Source organism: Pseudomonas saudimassiliensis (genome assembly GCF_000939975.1).
Taxonomy (GTDB): Bacteria; Pseudomonadota; Gammaproteobacteria; order Pseudomonadales; family Pseudomonadaceae; genus Halopseudomonas; species Halopseudomonas saudimassiliensis.
In genome coordinates, this window is sequence record NZ_LK391969.1 from 634,878 (window position 1) to 651,103 (window position 16,226).

The following is a 16,226-nucleotide window of genomic DNA, read 5'->3' on the forward strand; positions in this document are numbered from 1 at the left end:
TCATTCCACCTTGCGCTTGCGCGGTGCCCGGGGCGGCTTGCCGCCGGGCTTGCGCTCACTGCCACCCTGCCGGGAACCGCTGCGGGCAGTCGAGGGCGCGGACGCCCCGCGCCCTCGATCGGACTTGCCACCCTTGTCAGAGCGGCCCGGCTTGGCCGAACGGGAGTTCGAATTTCCGGCCTTGCGCGCCTCACTCATCAACTTTTCGCGCACTGCGCGGCTGTTGTTGTGATCCGGCTCAGCGGGTCGGTCGGACGCCATCTCGAAATCGATCTTGCGCTCATCCAGGTCAACCCGCGCCACCTGCACACGGATCGAGTCACCCAACCGATAGACGCGGCCGGAGCGCTCGCCTACCAGGCTGTGGTGCACCTGATCGAAGTTGTAGTAATCAGCCGGCAGCGCGGTGATGTGCACCAGGCCCTCGACATAAATATCCTTCAACTCGATGAACAGACCGAAACCGGTCACTGCGGTGACCAGACCATCGAAGTTCTGCCCGACGCGATCCTGCATGAATTCGCACTTGAGCCAGCTGACCACATCGCGGGTCGCCTCGTCGGCGCGGCGCTCATTTTGCGAGCACTGCTCGCCCAGCTTCTCCAGCGCCGCCAGGTCGTAAGGGTAGACCGCCGCCTTGGGCAGCACACCAGCACCGCAGCGCTGCACCAGGTCGGTCTTCTTGCGCGAACGGATCACCGAGCGGATGGCGCGGTGCACCAGCAGGTCCGGGTAACGCCGGATCGGCGAGGTAAAGTGGGTATAGGCCTCGTAATTCAACCCGAAGTGCCCGGCGTTATGCGGGGTATACACCGCCTGGCTCAACGAGCGCAGCATTACCGTCTGGATCAACTGGGCGTCCGGGCGGTCCTGCACCTTCGCCAGCACCGCGGCGTAGTCTTCAGGGGTCGGGTCGCCCTTCTTGCGGGTCAGCGACAACCCCATGGTGCCGAGGAACTGGCGCAGGCGCTCGACCTTCTCGGGCTTGGGACCGTCATGCACCCGGTACAGACCGGGGATATCCAGTTCCTGCAGGAAGCGCGCAGTGGCCACGTTGGCGCACAGCATGCATTCCTCGATGATCTTGTGCGCGTCATTACGGGTGGTCGGCAGGATTTCGCTGATCTTGCGGTCCTTACCGAACAGCATACGCGTCTCGGTAGTCTCGAAGTCGATGGCGCCGCGACCATGGCGGGCCTTGGCCAGCGCCTGGTATAGGTCATACAGATTCTTCAGGTGCGGCAACACCTCGGCGTATTCGCTGCTCAGCGCCTTGCCTTCACGGCTCCGCGGATTCTCCAGCATGGCGGAGACCTGGTTGTAGGTCAGTCGCGCATGGGAATGGATAACGGCTTCGTAGAACTGGAAATCGGTGAGCTCGCCACTCTTGGAGACGGTCATTTCACAGACCATGGCCAGACGATCTACCTTGGGCATCAACGAGCAGAGACCGTTGGAAATGGCCTCCGGCAACATCGGGATCACTTCACTGGGGAAATACACCGAGGTCCCGCGCAACTCCGCCTCGGCATCCAGCGCCGAGCCAAGCGGCACATAATGGGAGACATCGGCAATCGCCACATAGAGCTTCCAGCCGCCGGAAAACAATCTCCAGCCACTGGCCTTGCGCGGTTCGCAATAAACCGCATCGTCGAAGTCGCGGGCGTCTTCGCCGTCAATGGTGACCAGCGGCAGGTGACGCAGATCCACCCGCTTGAGCTTGTCCTTCTCGGCAACGTGCTCCTGCAGGCGTGCGGCTTCGTCCAGCACTTCCTGGGGCCAGACGCTGGGGATATCGTAACTGCGCAGCGCCACTTCAATTTCCACGCCCGGCGCCATGTAGTCGCCGACCACTTCTATCACCTCTCCCTGGGCCTGACGACTCATGGTCGGCCACTGGGTGATCTTCACTTCCACGTACTGGCCCGGCTGGGCGCCGCCGGAGCAACCGGGGGCAATCAGTACTTCCTGCTTGATCTTGGCATTGTCGGCGGACACGAAACCGATGCCGCCCTCTTCGTAGTAGCGGCCAACCAGCAGCTCATGGGCCCGTTCAATGACCTCGACGATGGCACCTTCGCTGCGACCACGCCGGTCGACACCGGTAACGCGGCCCAGCACGCGGTCGCCATCGAAGGCGATGCGCATCTGCGACGGACCGAGGAACAGGTCCTCGCCGCCGTCATCGGGCACCAGGAAGCCAAAGCCGTCACGGTGACCCTGGACGCGACCGCTGATCAGGTCGAGCTTGTCCACCGGCGCGTAGGCGCCGCGGCGGGTATAGATGAGCTGGCCATCACGCTCCATGGCACGCAGGCGGCGGCGCAGGGCTTCGATGCCGTCTTCGTCCTCCAGCCCGAACTCCTGCTGCAGTTGCGCCCGCGTCGCCGGGGCGCCACGCTCGGCCAACAGCTTGAGGATGAGTTCGCGACTGGGGATGGGGTTTTCGTATTTCTCTGCTTCACGCTGGGCGGCCGGATCCATGTCGATCCAACTGGTCGACTCTGCAGAGTGCGAGTCAACAGCTGTGCTCGATGCGGGCATCGAGTCTTGGGGTTTGGTCTTTTTCGTCATAGACGCCTATTGAACCGCGAAACGCGATTTCTTGCACCTTATTTCCATGGGGATAATTTTTTTGCAAACAGGGGTTTACAAGATTTTTCCTGCTGCGTATCATTCGCGCCGTCAACACGACATCGGTTGCACTGCGGGCCAGACAGGTTCAGCATAGCAGACGTGTCAAGTGACATTGCCCAGGTGGTGAAATTGGTAGACACGCTAGCTTCAGGTGCTAGTGGCTTCACGGCCGTGGAAGTTCGAGTCTTCTCCTGGGCACCAATTCCGAAAACCGGACGCCAGTCCGGTTTTTCAGTTAGAGCACTGATGCCCTGTCGGCATGATTGAGCAGCAACGCAAAATCGAAAGACACGCCCAGGTGGTGAAATTGGTAGACACGCTAGCTTCAGGTGCTAGTGGCCTCACGGCCGTGGAAGTTCGAGTCTTCTCCTGGGCACCAATTCAAACAAAGCCGAGCTTATGCTCGGCTTTGTTGTTTTTGCCCGCTGCTTCGGCTGGCTCCCTAAGAAAACGTCACGTACCGCGCCATCAGATCGGGCCGCGAATCGGTATTCAGCGTCTCTACTTGCTCTTCCATGGATACCTGCGCCTGCCAAAAAGCCTCATCATCCATATCGACCCAGTATCTGGGGTCGCGCCCAATCTCCCTGTCGTACGCCACTGTAGTCGGATCATTCCCGCGATACCTTTCCAGTCCAGGCATATCCGGCAGCGGCTGGCTGGTGTCCATATAGTTCTGGAGGAAGTCCCACAGCGCCCACAGGCTCACAAAGCAGGGGCGCGGCCCGCAGATGGGAAGAAAGGAGATGCAAGCACTCGAATAGCGGTGCTCCAACCAGAACTCGTGACGGCCTCTGCGGGTTCGGGTATAGGCATCGAACTCATGGAAAGGCGCACTTTGGGTAATTACCTGTTTGCCGCGGTAGCTGAACAGCGTAACCATCCCTGTACGGCGGCTCAACTCCCACGCAGGTCCTCTAGCCGGCCGGATCAGGCGCGCGAAAAACCTGCTCATCAGAAAAGCGGAAACTCCCCATCCGACCAGGCTGGGAAAGGTCAGCACGACGGTAAACAGAAAGAAGGTCAGAAAGGTTCGCAGGCGTTCTTCCTCTGCGCTCCATGTCCCGGTAATCGTGACCCACAACCCCATGACAGCCAGAAACCAGAAGACCACCTTGCTCCACAGCTTCACGCCCCGCAGCAAACGGGTAGTCAGCGCGTCGGGAGCAAAACGAAGGTATTCATGGGTGAGGTGGTTATGAAAGTTAGTCTGCGCCTTGGAGAGACCTTCACCGGGGTTGATCGTCCGCTCGCGCTCCTCATGCTCTTCTCGGCGCAGCTCCGTCGGAGACGGACTCATGAGGAAGTCAGGAACAACCTGCCGGGCATTACCCCAGGGCATACGCCATCCGCCCCGTCTCAGCGGTGCGCTGCCTGGACTCGTGGCCGCGAGTGCCGGGAGCCGGGCAGATGAAAAAGCTGTGGGCGCGTAGCTGATCAGACTCATCGCAGGTGCCTCCTTGGCTTGCGGGTACGGGACTCCGTTGCCACGCATTATCCCATATTCGGCGCACCAGGCAGTGTGACGCAGTCTGCATAACGACAGATTCAAGGCGCCAGACCCGATATGCAGGATAGACAGCCCGAGCAGCCGAACCGAGGCGCTTCGACGGCTGTACAGCCAAACGGATGACAGCTATCGTGCACTCCCTGGCGAAGCCTGGCTTCGAACCGCCCTTCAAGGAACAAGAATGACAACAGAGATAGCGCTGGTATTGGGCATTGCCCTGGTGGCGATAGTCCTCTTTGCAACCGAAAAACTTCGCATTGATGCCGTGGCGCTGCTGGTGTTGTCCGGCCTGGCCATTCTTGGCCTGGTCAACCCCGGTGAAGCCCTGAGCGGCTTCAGCAACCAGGCTACGATCACTGTGGCGGCCATGTTCATTCTGGCTGCCGGATTGCAGAACAGCGGGGCGCTGTCGGGGATCGGTCGCTTGCTGGGCAAGGCCCGGTCGCCCTTCATGTTTCTGCTTACGCTGTTTGGCGTGCTGGCCGTGGTCGGCCCCTTCGTCAACAACACGGCGGTCGTCGCCGTGTTCATGCCCATCGTCATGACGGCCACCGCCGCCATCGGCATGTCTGCCTCCCGGGCCCTGATTCCGCTGTCCTACGTGTCCCAGATGGCGGGCGTCTGTACCCTGGTCGGCACCTCGACCAACCTGCTGGTCAATGCCATGGCGCGGGACCTGGGGCACCCCGGTTTCAGCATGTTCGAGTTCACGCCCCTGGGGGTGATCTGTTTTGTTGCGGGCTGCGCCTACCTGCTGATTCTGGGCCGCTGGCTGTTGCCTTCCACCCGCGCCACGGAACTGGTCGAACATTATGAGCTGGGCAAGTACATCACCGAGCTGCGGGTCATGCCCGACTCCTCTCTGATTGGCACCTCGGTTGGCGAGGCCAAGCTGGGAGAGGAATTTGGTGTGTTCGTTCTGGAATTGCTGCGCGGCGATGAGAAGGTCTGGTCGCCCCGCTCGCAGACCCTGGAAGAAGGGGACATCCTGCTGGCCCGTGGCGATTGGTCAAAGTTGGATGAGCTGAAGAACCAGACGGGCCTGGAAATAGACTCTGAATTCCAGCTCAAGACCCGCAATCTGGAGGAAGGCACCCAGCAGGTATTGACCGAGGTGATGGTCGCCCCCCGCTCGCGGGTCATCGGCAGCACCCTGGCGATGCTCGACCGCCGCTGGCAGCACGACGCCACGGTACTGGCGGTGCATCGCCGGGGCCAGGTACTGCGCGATCAGCTGAAGAATGTACGATTGAACGTCGGCGACGTACTGCTGATGCTGACCCCGGAAAGCGAGATGCCGGCGCTGCGCAAGGACCGCAACGTGATCGTGCTCAGCCAGCGCGATGCGGATAGACCCATGGGCTGGCGTGCGCCCTTCGCGCTGATCACCATGGCATTGGTGGTCGTCATCTCCGCCATTGGCTGGGCGCCCATCGCCATAAGCGCCCTGATCGGTGCGGTGGCCATGACCCTGGCAGGTTGCCTGAACGCGGATGAGGTCTACGATGCGATCGATTGGCGCATCATCATCCTGCTGGCTGGTCTGCTACCGCTGGGCGTGGCCATGAGCCAGAGCGGCGCCGCGGAGTTCATCGTGGCCAACAGCCTGGGGCTGGTCAGCCATCTGGGCCCGCTGGCGGTACTGGCAGTGCTCTATTTCATGGCGTTGGCCCTCACCGAGTTCATGAGCAACGCCGCAACCGCGGTGATCCTGACCCCTATCGGCATGTCGACCGCCAACCTGCTCGGGGTCGACGCTACCCCCTTCCTTATCGCCATCACCTTCGCCGCCTCCACCAGTTTCGCCACTCCAGTGGGCTATCAGACCAACACCATGGTCTACAGCGCGGGTGGCTACCGCTTCGTCGACTTTATCAAGGTGGGGCTGCCATTGAACCTGATCTTCTGGGTGCTGGGGGTGATCTTTATTCCGATCTTCTGGCCGTTCTGAGTGGCCTGGGCGGCATGTTTGCGGCTGGGCCTGGGTAGGTAGACCGGCTGCGCGTTTGGTAGGCTCGCTGCGCGTTTGGAGTCTGGCCCCGGTGGGTGGACTCGCTGCGCGTTTGGAGTCTGGCCCCGACGGGTAGGCCCCGTTGCAGAACGCGCACCCCGCCATCCATGGCGCTCGTCTACGGCCGTCCCTGGCCGTAGACGGTTCTGCAACGAGGCCTACCCGCCGGAGCCTGTGTAGTTTCGCATGGCTGACGGTATGGGTATCAAGTGAAGCGGACTGCTTGGTGTTCTTCTGGACGCTGCTAGTGAAGCTAATTAGCATACCCATCCCCTCACTATCCCGAGCGACCATGAAACAGCGCCCGCGCCGATCCGCACCACCCCGTCCGCCTGGCAAGCCCCGGCGCAAGGCTGCTGCGCCACCGGCCAATCCGCGCCTGATCGCGCTGAACAAGCCCTTCGATGTGCTTACCCAGTTCACCGATGGCCAAGGCCGCGCGACGCTTAAGGATTTTGTGGATATTGCTGGGGTCTACCCTGCCGGACGGTTGGATCGGGACAGTGAGGGCCTATTATTGCTGACCAATGACGGACGCCTGCAAGCGCGCATCACCGATCCCAAGCACAAGCTGGCCAAGACCTATTGGGTGCAGGTAGAAGGCGAACCGAGTGAGGAGCAGCTCGCGCAGCTGCGCGCGGGGCCGACGTTGAATGATGGCCCTACGCGCCCGGCAGAGGTGGAGCAGATTGCCGAGCCCGTACTCTGGCCGCGCAATCCACCGGTGCGCTTTCGCAAAAACATTCCCACCCATTGGCTGGCCATCACCATCCGCGAAGGCCGCAACCGCCAGGTGCGCCGCATGACCGCCGCCGTCGGGCTGCCGACCCTGCGGCTGGTGCGGGTGCGCATCGGGGAATGGACATTAGGTGATCTGCAGCCCGGGCAGTGGCGAGAACTCTGATCCCGCCACTTGCCTTGGGGCGCAAGGTCGAGCTCCGTCTCGACCTGCGGTAAATCCATCGGCGCCTATAATCGAGACGGCCTGACGGCCTCCATACCGTACCGCATCACTCAGTCGCCACTGACCGGCGTCGCAGCGGCCCGCCGCTCCTGCTTGCGGCGCGACAGTATCCAGACGAAGAATACCGGCACGAACAGCACACCCAGCGCAGTCGCGGTGATCATTCCCCCGATTACCCCGGTGCCGATGGCCCGCTGGCTTGCGGCACCGGCGCCGGTGGCGATGGCGAGCGGCAGCACACCGAGCATGAAGGCCAGCGACGTCATGATGATCGGCCGGAAGCGCAACCGCGCTGCCTCGATTGCCGCCTCCTTCAGGGTACGCCCTTCGGCGTACAGGTCCTTGGCAAACTCGACGATCAGGATGGCGTTCTTCGCCGACAGACCGATGATGGTGATCAGGCCCACCTTGAAGTAGACGTCATTGGGCATGCCTACCAGGGTGACCGCCAACACGGCGCCCAGGGCGCCGATGGGTACGATCAAAATTACCGACAGCGGAATGGCCCAGCTTTCATACAGCGCCACCAGCAGCAGGAAGACCACGGCCAGGGCAAGCCCCAGCAACATCGGTGCCTGGGCACCGGCGACCTTTTCCTGGAACGACAGCCCGGTCCACTCGTAGCCGATCCCGCTTGGCAATTCCCCCACGATCCGCTCGATCTCGGCCATGGCTGCTCCACTACTGTAGCCAGGCGCGGCATCACCGGAGATGCGGAACGCCGGGTAGCCGTTATAGCGCACGAACTGCACGGGGCCGCTTTCCCACTCCATGTCGACGAAGGCTGATAATGGCACCTGCTCGCCGCGGTTGTTGGGCACATACAGCCGATTGACGTCTTCCGGCGTCATGCGCTTATCCACATCGGCTTGTACCACGACGTTCTGCATGCGTCCGAAGTTGGTGAATTCATTGATCAGTGCGGAGCCGAAGGCCGTCGAGAGCGTAGCGCTGATGGCATCGAAACCGACACCGAAGGTCTCGGCCTTTTGCCGGTCGATATTCAGCCGTAGCTGGGGCGCGTCCTCCAGCCCCTCCATCATGGCGTAGGCAATCACCGGAGAGCTGTTGGCCTTCTGCAGCAGCTGATTACGCGCCGCTACCAGGGCTTCACGCCCCAGTCCGCCGCGGTCCTGCAGGCGCAGGGCGAAACCGCCGGAGGTGCCCAGTCCTTCTATGGATGGCGGCTGCACGGCGAAAATGGTGCCGTCGCTCACTGAGCGCAGGGCCGCGTTGGCCCGCTGGCTCTCCGCCTGCACCGACTCCTCCGCGCCACGCTCGGACCAGTCCACCAGGGTCGGGAAGGCCAGCGCCGCGTTCTGCCCCATGCCGGAAAAACTGAAACCCATCACCGATACGATGCCTGCCACGCTGGGCCGCGACAGGAAGTGTTCCTCCATCGCCGCGACCGTCTTCTCGGTCCGTGGCGTCGTGGCGCCCGGCGGCAGCTGCACGTCGACAATCAGGTAACCCTGGTCTTCCGGCGGCAGGAAGGCTTCGGGCAGTCGCAGGAAGGAGAACACCAGCACGGCGACGATCGCCAGGTACACCAACATGAAGATGCCCGAGCGCTTGACCAGGCCGCCGGTAGTGCGCTGGTAGCCCTGGGTCAGACTGCCGAAGCGGCGGTTGAACCAGCCGAAAAACCCGCGCTTTTCCGTGTGCTGCCCCTTGGGTATGGGCTTAAGCAGGGTGACGCATAGCGCCGGGGTCATGCTCAGGGCGAGGAAGCCGGAGAACAGGATGGACACCGCCAGCGACAGGGAGAACTGCTGGTAGATCACCCCGACCGACCCGCCCATGAAGGCCAGCGGGAAGAACACCGCCGACAGCACCATGGTGATGCCGACAATGGCGCCGGAAATCTGCTTCATCGCCTTGCGCGTCGCCTCCCTGGGCGAGAGCCCCTCCTCGGCCATGATCCGCTCGACGTTTTCCACCACTACGATGGCGTCGTCCACCAGGATTCCGATGGCCAGCACCATGCCGAACATGGTCATCATATTGATCGAGAAGCCGAGCACCGACATCACGGCGAAGGTCCCCAGCAGACAGACCGGCACCACGATGGTGGGAATCAGGGTGTAGCGGAAGTTCTGCAGGAACAGGAACATCACCAGGAACACCAGTACCACTGCCTCAGCCAGGGTGGCCACCACCTTCTTGATCGCCACATCGACGAAGATCGAGGTGTCGTAGGGAATGGCGTATTCCATGTCCGCCGGGAACAGCGCCGACAGTTCCTCCAGCCGCTGCTTGACGGCGGTGGCGGTGGCGATGGCGTTGGCATCGGAGGTCAGCTGCACCGCTGCCGCCGCAGTGGGCTGGCCATTGAGCCGGGAGCTGAAGCGGTACTCCTCGCGCCCCATCTCCACCCGGGCGACGTCGCCCAGGCGCACCACGGACCCGTTCGGGTTGGCGCGCAACACGATGTCGCGGAACTCGTCGGTGGTTTCCAACATACCCTGGACGATCAGGGTGGCGGTCAGCTCCTGCTCACTGGTGCCCGGCTGCTCACCAAAACTGCCCGCCGGCACCTGCACGTTCTGCGCGGCGATCGCCCGGTTCACATCCTCCACCGACAGCCCGTAGCCAACCAGCCGCGATGGATCCAACCACACCCGCATGGCCCGCTCGGAGGCAAACATCTGCACCCGGCCGACGCCCGGGATACGGCGAATTTCGTTGTTGATGTTGCGCGCGGCGTAATCCGCCAGCCCGACCGGGTCCTTGTCCCCGTCCTTGTAGCTGAGGGCGTAGATCATCAGGAAGTTGCTGCTCGCCTGCTCCACCTGCAGCCCCTGCTGCATTACCGGCTGTGGCAGCCGCGCCTCGGCGCGCTTGAGGCGGTTCTGCACGTCGACCTGCGCCAGGTCCGGATCGGTGCCGGGCTCGAAGGTGACGTTGATCTCGGCCATGCCGTTGGAGCTGCTGGACGATTCGTAGTACAGCAGCCCCTTGACCCCGTTGAGCTCTTCCTCGATCAGGCTGGTGACCGTCTCGTTGAGGATGGTCGCCGAGGCGCCGGGATAGGTGGCATAGATCATGATCTGCGGCGGCGCCACGTTGGGGTACTGGGCCACCGGCAGCGATGGGATCGCCAGCAGGCCGGCCAGGCAGATGAATATCGCCACCACGAAGGCGAAATTGGGGCGATCAATGAAGAACTGCGGCATGCTCTTTCCTCTGGTTCGGCAAACAGGGTGAATGGCGGCGGGGACCCAGTGGCTCCGGCCCTACGCTCATTCGCCCTGGGACGGGGTGGCGATTACCGGCTCGACCTTGCTGCCGGGCTGGAAGGCGGCGACGCCATCGACGATAACCCGCTCGCCCTGCTCCAGGCCGGATACCACCCGCCAGTCGCTGCCGTGCATACTGCCCAGCTCCACAGTGCGTTGCTGCACTGTCCCTTCCTGATCCACTACCAGCACCCGGGGGATGCTGTCGGTGCCGCGGCGTATCGCCCGCTGGGGGATGAATACCGCGTCCGGCTCCACCCCCAGCTCGGTCTGCACCCGTACATACATCCCCGGCAGCAGCACCGCGTCAGGATTCGGCAGCTGCGCCCGCAGGGTCACCTGTCCGGTGCTCGGCTCAACCGAGACATCGGAGAACAGCAAGCGCCCTTCCTGGCTGTAGCCATCCTCGCCCAGGGTGATGCGGACTCGGGCGGCGCCATCCTCCTGCACCTCGATACGGCCTTCGGCCGCAGCCGCGCGCAGGCGCAGCAGGTCATCTACCGACTGGGTGAAGTCCGCATAGATGGGATCCAGTTGCTGGATACGCGCCATCGGCGTCGCCTCGCCCTGGCCGACCAACGCCCCTTCGGTGACCAGTGCCCGGCCAATCCGGCCGGCAATGGGCGCGCGTACGGTAGCGTATTCCAGATTCAGCCGAGCCGTTTCCAAAGCCGCCTGGGCCGACAGCTTTTCTGCCTCGGCGCTCTTCTGCGCGGCGATGGCATTGTCATATTCCTGCTGACTGATGGCGCGGGCCGCGGCCAGGGGCTCATAGCGTCGGACCAGACTGTTGGCCTGGTAAATGCTGGCTTCGGCCCGGGCCAGCTCGCCACGGGCCTGAGCCACCGCCGCCTCGAGGGGCGCGGGGTCGATCCGGAACAGGACGTCGCCCGCTTTCACATCGGCGCCCTCCTCGAACAGCCGCTCCAGCACGATGCCCGGAACCCGCGCACGCACTTCCGCGGTTCGCGCGGGCTCGATACGCCCCGGCAGGTCCTCGGTCAGCATGTGCGCAGCCGGTTCGATAACCTGCACCTTGGCCTTGGGCAGCGGCTGGCTCTGGTCGGCGGAGGCGGGATCCTGTCGATCACAACCGGAGACCAGCAAGGCCAGCAGTATGAGCGGGACCAGGGGAGGGAAAAAATGCGAGCGGGTGCGCATCGGACGTTCCTTGAGGATGGAGTACGAAGATAAGATAGGTAGTGCAAACGGACTAGAAGCGGGCAATAGTACACGCGGTCCGCCCCATAACAGACCACGAATTTGCCCTGGAGTTACAGCTTTGCGACCCGTTCGAGGCGAACGGGCCAAACCATCAGTATCGCCAGCCCAACTTGCGGAACACAAAGCCCAGCAACCACGCCGGCCCGATCAGCAGGAACTGCAGGTCCTTGAAGAACGACGGCTTCTTGCCTTCGACATGGTGCCCGATGAACTGGCCGATCCAGGCCAGCACGAAAATGATCACCGAGGGCCAGAAGACCTGCGGCAAGAGGCTGAGAATCCACAGCATGAGCAGGCTCTGCACCAGCATCACCGCCGCCAATTGCCAGGACAGCAACGCGTAGAACACCAGCGCCAGTCCAACCGTGACCATGGCCACCACCGGGTGCAATGCCCACAAGATGCCCAGCACACTGAAGGTTATCAGCGGCACACAGATCCAGTGCGCCAGCTTGTTCAGCGGATTCTGGTGGCTCTCGCCGTATTCCTCAAACCATTGTTCGATCGTCTTCATCAGCAGCTTCCATCGCCGGTAATTGTTATAGTCCTGGGTTCATTGAAGGCGGTGCGCCGCGCCAGAAAGGCGCTTGCGGCCATCCGCCTGCCATACCGATACCCTCCTGCTGATGGTAAGCTTAGCGCATGAATACGCCTACTCCCTTTCGTCCCGTAGTACTTTGCCTGTCCGGCCATGACCCCAGTGGCGGCGCCGGTCTGCAGGCCGATATAGAAGCCTTGATTGCCCAGGGTTGCCATGCCGCCCCGGCGGTAACCGCGCTGACGGTGCAGAACACCGTCGACGTGATCGACTTCCGTGTGCTTGATCGTGAATGGGTGCTGGCCCAGGCGCAGGCCGTGCTCGATGACATGCCGGTATCGGCGGTCAAGCTGGGCATGCTTGGCAATCTGGAGATGGTCGATACCGTGGTCGAGATCATGCAGGCGCACCCGGAACTGCCGCTGGTCTGCGACCCGGTGCTGCGCGCCGGTGGCGGCGGCTCGCTGGGCAAGGATGAGGTCGGCTATGCCATGCGCGAGAAGCTGTTACCTATCGCCCGGATCGTCACCCCCAACCTGCCCGAAGCGCGCATCCTCGCCGAGCTGCCCAACGGCACTGCCGACGAGTGCGCCCAAAAGCTGCTGCAACGCTGCCAGAACCTGCTGATCACCGGCGGTCACGGCGATGAGCAGGACATCCATAACCGGCTGTATTGCCGCGACGGCAGCACCCATACCTTTACCTGCCCGCGGCTACCTGGCAGTTACCATGGCTCCGGCTGCACCCTGGCCAGCGCCCTGGCCGGCCGCCTGGCCCTGGGCGAGGAGTTGGTCAGCGCCGTAAGGACCGCCCTGGACTATACCTGGCGCACCCTGCGGGACGCCGAGCAGCCCGGCCAGGGTCAATATGTACCGCGCCGCCTGCCGCTGGACTTCTGCCAATGAGCCTGAAGGGCCTGTACGCGATTACCGACAGCACCCTGCTGGCTGACGGCCGCCTGCTGCCCTATGTGGAAGCCGCCCTCGCCGGTGGCGCCAGCCTGGTCCAGTACCGGGACAAGAGCGCCGACGCCGGGCGGCGCCTTGAAGAAGCGACCCAGCTCAAGGCGCTTTGCGCCCAATATGGCGCCCACTTGCTGATCAATGATGATCTGGCGCTGGCCAGTCAGTTGCAGGTAGGTGTGCACTTGGGACGGGACGACGGCAGCCTGCGCGAGGCCCGCCAGCAACTCGGCCCGCAGGCGCTGGTCGGCGCCACCTGCCACGCCAGCCTCGATTATGCCGAGCAGGCAGTAGTTGCCGGCGCCAGCTATATTGCCTTTGGCCGGTTCTTCCAGTCCGCTACCAAACCCGGTGCCCCAACCGCGACCCTGGAACTGCTGCGCGACGCCCGCCAGCGCTTTGCCTTGCCTATTGTCGCCATCGGCGGCGTTACCCTCGCCAATGCCCGACAGTTGCACGATGCCGGCGCGGATCTGCTGGCCGTGGTCCACGGCCTGTTTGGTGTGGACTCCGCCGCCGAGGTCCGCCACCGCGCCCTTGAATTCACCGCCTTGAAACCCTGTTGAGAGAATTTGCCATGTCCCGCTCGGAAACCCTTTTCGCCAGTGCCCAGAAACACATTCCCGGTGGGGTGAATTCCCCGGTGCGCGCCTTCCGTGGTGTCGGCGGCACGCCCCTGTTCATCAAGCACGCCGAAGGCGCCTACGTCATCGACGAGGATGATCGGCGCTATGTGGATTACGTCGGCTCCTGGGGTCCGATGATTCTTGGCCACAGCCATCCCGAGGTACTCGACTCGGTGCGTCGCCAGCTGGACCACGGCCTGTCCTATGGCGCCCCGACCGCCATGGAAACCGAGATGGCGGAACTGGTGTGCGCCATGGTGCCGTCGATGGACATGGTGCGAATGGTCAGCTCCGGCACCGAGGCGACCATGAGCGCCATCCGCCTGGCCCGCGGCTACACCGGCCGGGACACCATCATCAAGTTCGAAGGCTGCTATCACGGCCATTCCGACAGCCTGCTGGTCAAGGCCGGCTCCGGCGCCCTGACCTTCGGCGTACCCAGCTCCCCCGGCGTGCCCGCTGCCTTCGCCCAGCACACCCTGACGCTGCCCTACAATGATATTGCCGCGGTGCGCGAAACCCTCAGCCGCGTGGCCGAGGACATCGCCTGCATCATCGTCGAGCCGGTTGCCGGCAACATGAACTGCGTGCCGCCGGTGCCGGGCTTCCTCGAAGGGCTGCGCGAAGCCTGCGATGAATATGGCGTGGTACTGATTTTTGACGAAGTGATGACCGGCTTTCGCGTCGCCCTGGGTGGCGCCCAGGCCCATTACGGCGTGACCCCGGACCTGACCACCTTCGGCAAGATCGTCGGCGGCGGCATGCCGGTGGGTGCCTTTGGCGGCAAGCGCGAGATCATGGAATGCATCTCCCCCTTGGGGCCGGTCTACCAGGCGGGCACCCTGTCGGGCAACCCGCTGGCCATGGCCGCCGGCCTGACCACTCTGAAGCTGATCAGCCGCCCGGGCTTCCATGACGAGCTGACCAGCTATACCAGCCGCATGCTGCAGGGCCTGCAGGATCGCGCCGATGCCGCGAGCATCCCCTTCGTCACTACCCAGGCCGGCGGCATGTTCGGCTTGTACTTCAGCGGTGCCGACAACATCCTCACCTTCGAGGACGTGATGGCCAGCGATGCGGAACGCTTCAAGATCTTCTTCCACAAGATGCTCGAACAGGGCGTGTACTTTGCCCCCAGCGCCTATGAAGCCGGTTTCGCTTCCATCGCCCACGGCGACACCGAGTTGCAACTGACCCTGGACGCGGCCGAGCGGGCCTTCGCCGCCCTGTGATTCACCGCGCCAGCCAGCACTACGGTGCTTGGCTGGCGCCAGGATCCAGCGCACAATGATCTGGCCTTCTTCTTCCGGAGCGCACGCCCAACAATGATCAACCGCTCGCTTGTCAAATTTCTCGGCATCCTGGGTCTGTGCGCCCCAGGCATGGGCCCCGTAGTGGCCCTTGCCCAGTCCCAGGCGCCCATGCTCATCAGCACCGAAGAACGTTGCGCCTTCAACCGCGTGGATGATGAGAGCCTGCCCCTGGCCCTGGAAAACTGCATCGACGCCGCCGAGTCCGGCGATATCCAGGCCCAGTTCGAGATGGGGGAGTTGTACTACCATGGTGAACGGGCCGAGCGGGACCTGGACCAGGCCATTAGCTGGTATGAACAAGCTTCGGTACAAGGCCACCCCGATGCCCAGTACCGCCTCGGCCTGATGCACATGAATGGTGAGGGGGTTGAACGCAACCTGCCCCAGGCCTACATCATTCTGAAAATGGCGGCGGTCAATGGGCAGGAAGCGGCGATGGATGCCAGCGATCTGCTGACAGAAAAGATGACCGATGAGGAAGTCGCCGCCGCCAACCAGGTGCTGGGCACCCTGTTTCGCAATTACCTGCGGCATATTCGGGAGCAGCAATTGCGGCAGTTCCAGCCGGACGGCGAGGACGAGTCCCGCCCCCGCCCGGAGCAGCCCGCGGCTTCCTGACCGCGGCTCCCCTACGGTCAGGGATTCAGGCGCGGATCAGTTGTTGCTCGGTCCTGGCCCCGGCGGCATGGGGAAGGACATGATATTGCTGCCGCCCTTGGCCTCGCTGATCTTGGCTTGCCCTACCCGCTCGACTTCATCGATTCGCACTATGGCCTGCAGCGGAATGAAGCTGCGGTTGACGCCTTCGAACTGGCTCTTGAGCTTTTCCTCGCCCGGATCGACCAGCATCTGCGAACGCTCACCGAACACCAGCTCCTCGATTTCCAGGAAGCCCCACAGCTCACTCTGGAATATCTGCCGTGCGTACAGTTCGTATACCTGACCCTGGTTGATGAAAATCACCCGGAAGATGGGTTGCTGCTTGTCTTTGCTCATGAAACTCACATACGGGACAACATGGATGGGACTGCCGGTGGCCGATGCCCGGCCAAAGGTCGCGGATCATAGCATATCTGCAAGAACGATCGCTCAGGCAACAAGCGATGAGGGGCGTCGAGGCGGATGTCGGGCTGCGCCGGAGCGTCCGGGGAAGCAGCGGTGGCAGGGACAACATCTGCCCGATGAGCGGCGCCGACCGACCA

At 63.1% G+C, this 16,226-nt stretch carries 12 protein-coding genes and 2 tRNA genes; 8 read left to right on the forward strand and 6 right to left on the reverse strand.

Going from position 1 to position 16,226, the window contains the following annotated elements; translation table 11 throughout:
* Entirely contained in the window at window positions 1-2,484 is a 2,484-nt protein-coding gene (gene rnr, locus VG99_RS03045) for a ribonuclease R (protein ID WP_044498266.1), read from the reverse strand.
* Between the two features lie 267 nt (window positions 2,485-2,751).
* On the opposite strand from rnr, the gene VG99_RS03050 reads away from it, so the two are divergent.
* Both VG99_RS03050 and VG99_RS03055 read left to right on the forward strand, forming a co-directional pair.
* Window positions 2,752-2,838 (forward strand) — tRNA-Leu (locus VG99_RS03050).
* A gap of 91 nt (window positions 2,839-2,929) precedes the next feature.
* Window positions 2,930-3,016, forward strand: a tRNA-Leu gene (locus VG99_RS03055).
* Between the two features lie 63 nt (window positions 3,017-3,079).
* Here the strand turns inward: VG99_RS03055 and VG99_RS03060 are convergent.
* On the reverse strand, window positions 3,080-4,084 hold the full coding sequence (locus tag VG99_RS03060; protein ID WP_158023875.1) for a hypothetical protein: 1,005 nt from the start codon (window positions 4,082-4,084) through the stop codon (window positions 3,080-3,082).
* Between the two features lie 244 nt (window positions 4,085-4,328).
* Here VG99_RS03060 and VG99_RS03065 point away from each other — a divergent pair, with 244 nt between their 5' ends.
* Together VG99_RS03065 and VG99_RS03070 are read left to right on the forward strand one after the other, a co-directional pair.
* A complete protein-coding gene (locus tag VG99_RS03065) occupies window positions 4,329-6,098 on the forward strand; it encodes an SLC13 family permease (protein ID WP_044498267.1) in 1,770 nt (589 codons plus the stop codon).
* A 352-nt stretch (window positions 6,099-6,450) separates the two neighbouring features.
* Window positions 6,451-7,062 carry a pseudouridine synthase gene (locus VG99_RS03070; RefSeq protein WP_044498268.1) on the forward strand — a complete coding sequence of 204 codons (612 nt, stop codon included), beginning with the start codon at window positions 6,451-6,453 and terminating at the stop codon, window positions 7,060-7,062.
* Between the two features lie 110 nt (window positions 7,063-7,172).
* Here the strand turns inward: VG99_RS03070 and VG99_RS03075 are convergent, their stop codons facing one another.
* The 3 genes from VG99_RS03075 to VG99_RS03085 all read right to left on the reverse strand — a co-directional run bounded on the left by VG99_RS03075 (window position 7,173) and on the right by VG99_RS03085 (window position 12,099).
* On the reverse strand, window positions 7,173-10,298 hold the full coding sequence (locus VG99_RS03075; protein WP_044498269.1) for an efflux RND transporter permease subunit: 3,126 nt from the start codon (window positions 10,296-10,298) through the stop codon (window positions 7,173-7,175).
* 66 nt (window positions 10,299-10,364) lie between these two features.
* Window positions 10,365-11,522, reverse strand: a complete 1,158-nt coding sequence (locus tag VG99_RS03080) for an efflux RND transporter periplasmic adaptor subunit (protein ID WP_044498270.1) — start codon at window positions 11,520-11,522, stop codon at window positions 10,365-10,367.
* Between the two features lie 154 nt (window positions 11,523-11,676).
* Window positions 11,677-12,099: an Mpo1 family 2-hydroxy fatty acid dioxygenase gene (locus VG99_RS03085; protein ID WP_044498271.1), complete on the reverse strand. Its 423-nt coding sequence runs from the start codon at window positions 12,097-12,099 to the stop codon at window positions 11,677-11,679.
* A gap of 128 nt (window positions 12,100-12,227) precedes the next feature.
* Here VG99_RS03085 and VG99_RS03090 point away from each other — a divergent pair, with 128 nt between their 5' ends.
* From VG99_RS03090 to VG99_RS03105, 4 genes are all read left to right on the forward strand, one after another.
* Window positions 12,228-13,028: a hydroxymethylpyrimidine/phosphomethylpyrimidine kinase gene (locus tag VG99_RS03090; RefSeq protein ID WP_044498272.1), complete on the forward strand. Its 801-nt coding sequence runs from the start codon at window positions 12,228-12,230 to the stop codon at window positions 13,026-13,028.
* Window positions 13,025-13,651: a thiamine phosphate synthase gene (thiE, locus tag VG99_RS03095; protein ID WP_044498273.1), complete on the forward strand. Its 627-nt coding sequence runs from the start codon at window positions 13,025-13,027 to the stop codon at window positions 13,649-13,651. The genes VG99_RS03090 and thiE overlap by 4 nt, the downstream gene beginning before the upstream one ends.
* Before the next feature lie 11 nt (window positions 13,652-13,662).
* Window positions 13,663-14,943 (forward strand): glutamate-1-semialdehyde 2,1-aminomutase, encoded by a 1,281-nt coding sequence (gene hemL, locus VG99_RS03100; RefSeq protein WP_044498274.1) that lies wholly within the window; start codon window positions 13,663-13,665, stop codon window positions 14,941-14,943.
* Window positions 14,944-15,093: 150 nt separating this feature from the next.
* Window positions 15,094-15,642, forward strand: a complete 549-nt coding sequence (locus VG99_RS03105) for a tetratricopeptide repeat protein (RefSeq protein ID WP_076939777.1) — start codon at window positions 15,094-15,096, stop codon at window positions 15,640-15,642.
* 36 nt (window positions 15,643-15,678) lie between these two features.
* Here VG99_RS03105 and VG99_RS03110 read toward each other — a convergent pair whose 3' ends face one another.
* Window positions 15,679-16,020, reverse strand: coding sequence for a DUF1820 family protein (locus VG99_RS03110; protein ID WP_044498275.1), 342 nt, complete (start codon window positions 16,018-16,020; stop codon window positions 15,679-15,681).
* Between the last annotated feature and the right edge of the window lie 206 nt (window positions 16,021-16,226).

Bases quoted from the DNA above. Each gene is read 5' to 3' on its own strand.
- rnr (WP_044498266.1), bottom strand. From the start codon at position 2,484: ATGGATCCGGCCGCCCAGCGTGAAGCAGAGAAATACGAAAACCCCATC.
- VG99_RS03060 (WP_158023875.1), bottom strand. From the start codon at position 4,084: ATGAGTCTGATCAGCTACGCGCCCACAGCTTTTTCATCTGCCCGGCTC.
- VG99_RS03065 (WP_044498267.1), top strand. From the start codon at position 4,329: ATGACAACAGAGATAGCGCTGGTATTGGGCATTGCCCTGGTGGCGATA.
- VG99_RS03070 (WP_044498268.1), top strand. From the start codon at position 6,451: ATGAAACAGCGCCCGCGCCGATCCGCACCACCCCGTCCGCCTGGCAAG.
- VG99_RS03075 (WP_044498269.1), bottom strand. From the start codon at position 10,298: ATGCCGCAGTTCTTCATTGATCGCCCCAATTTCGCCTTCGTGGTGGCG.
- VG99_RS03080 (WP_044498270.1), bottom strand. From the start codon at position 11,522: ATGCGCACCCGCTCGCATTTTTTCCCTCCCCTGGTCCCGCTCATACTG.
- VG99_RS03085 (WP_044498271.1), bottom strand. From the start codon at position 12,099: ATGAAGACGATCGAACAATGGTTTGAGGAATACGGCGAGAGCCACCAG.
- VG99_RS03090 (WP_044498272.1), top strand. From the start codon at position 12,228: ATGAATACGCCTACTCCCTTTCGTCCCGTAGTACTTTGCCTGTCCGGC.
- thiE (WP_044498273.1), top strand. From the start codon at position 13,025: ATGAGCCTGAAGGGCCTGTACGCGATTACCGACAGCACCCTGCTGGCT.
- hemL (WP_044498274.1), top strand. From the start codon at position 13,663: ATGTCCCGCTCGGAAACCCTTTTCGCCAGTGCCCAGAAACACATTCCC.
- VG99_RS03105 (WP_076939777.1), top strand. From the start codon at position 15,094: ATGGGCCCCGTAGTGGCCCTTGCCCAGTCCCAGGCGCCCATGCTCATC.
- VG99_RS03110 (WP_044498275.1), bottom strand. From the start codon at position 16,020: ATGAGCAAAGACAAGCAGCAACCCATCTTCCGGGTGATTTTCATCAAC.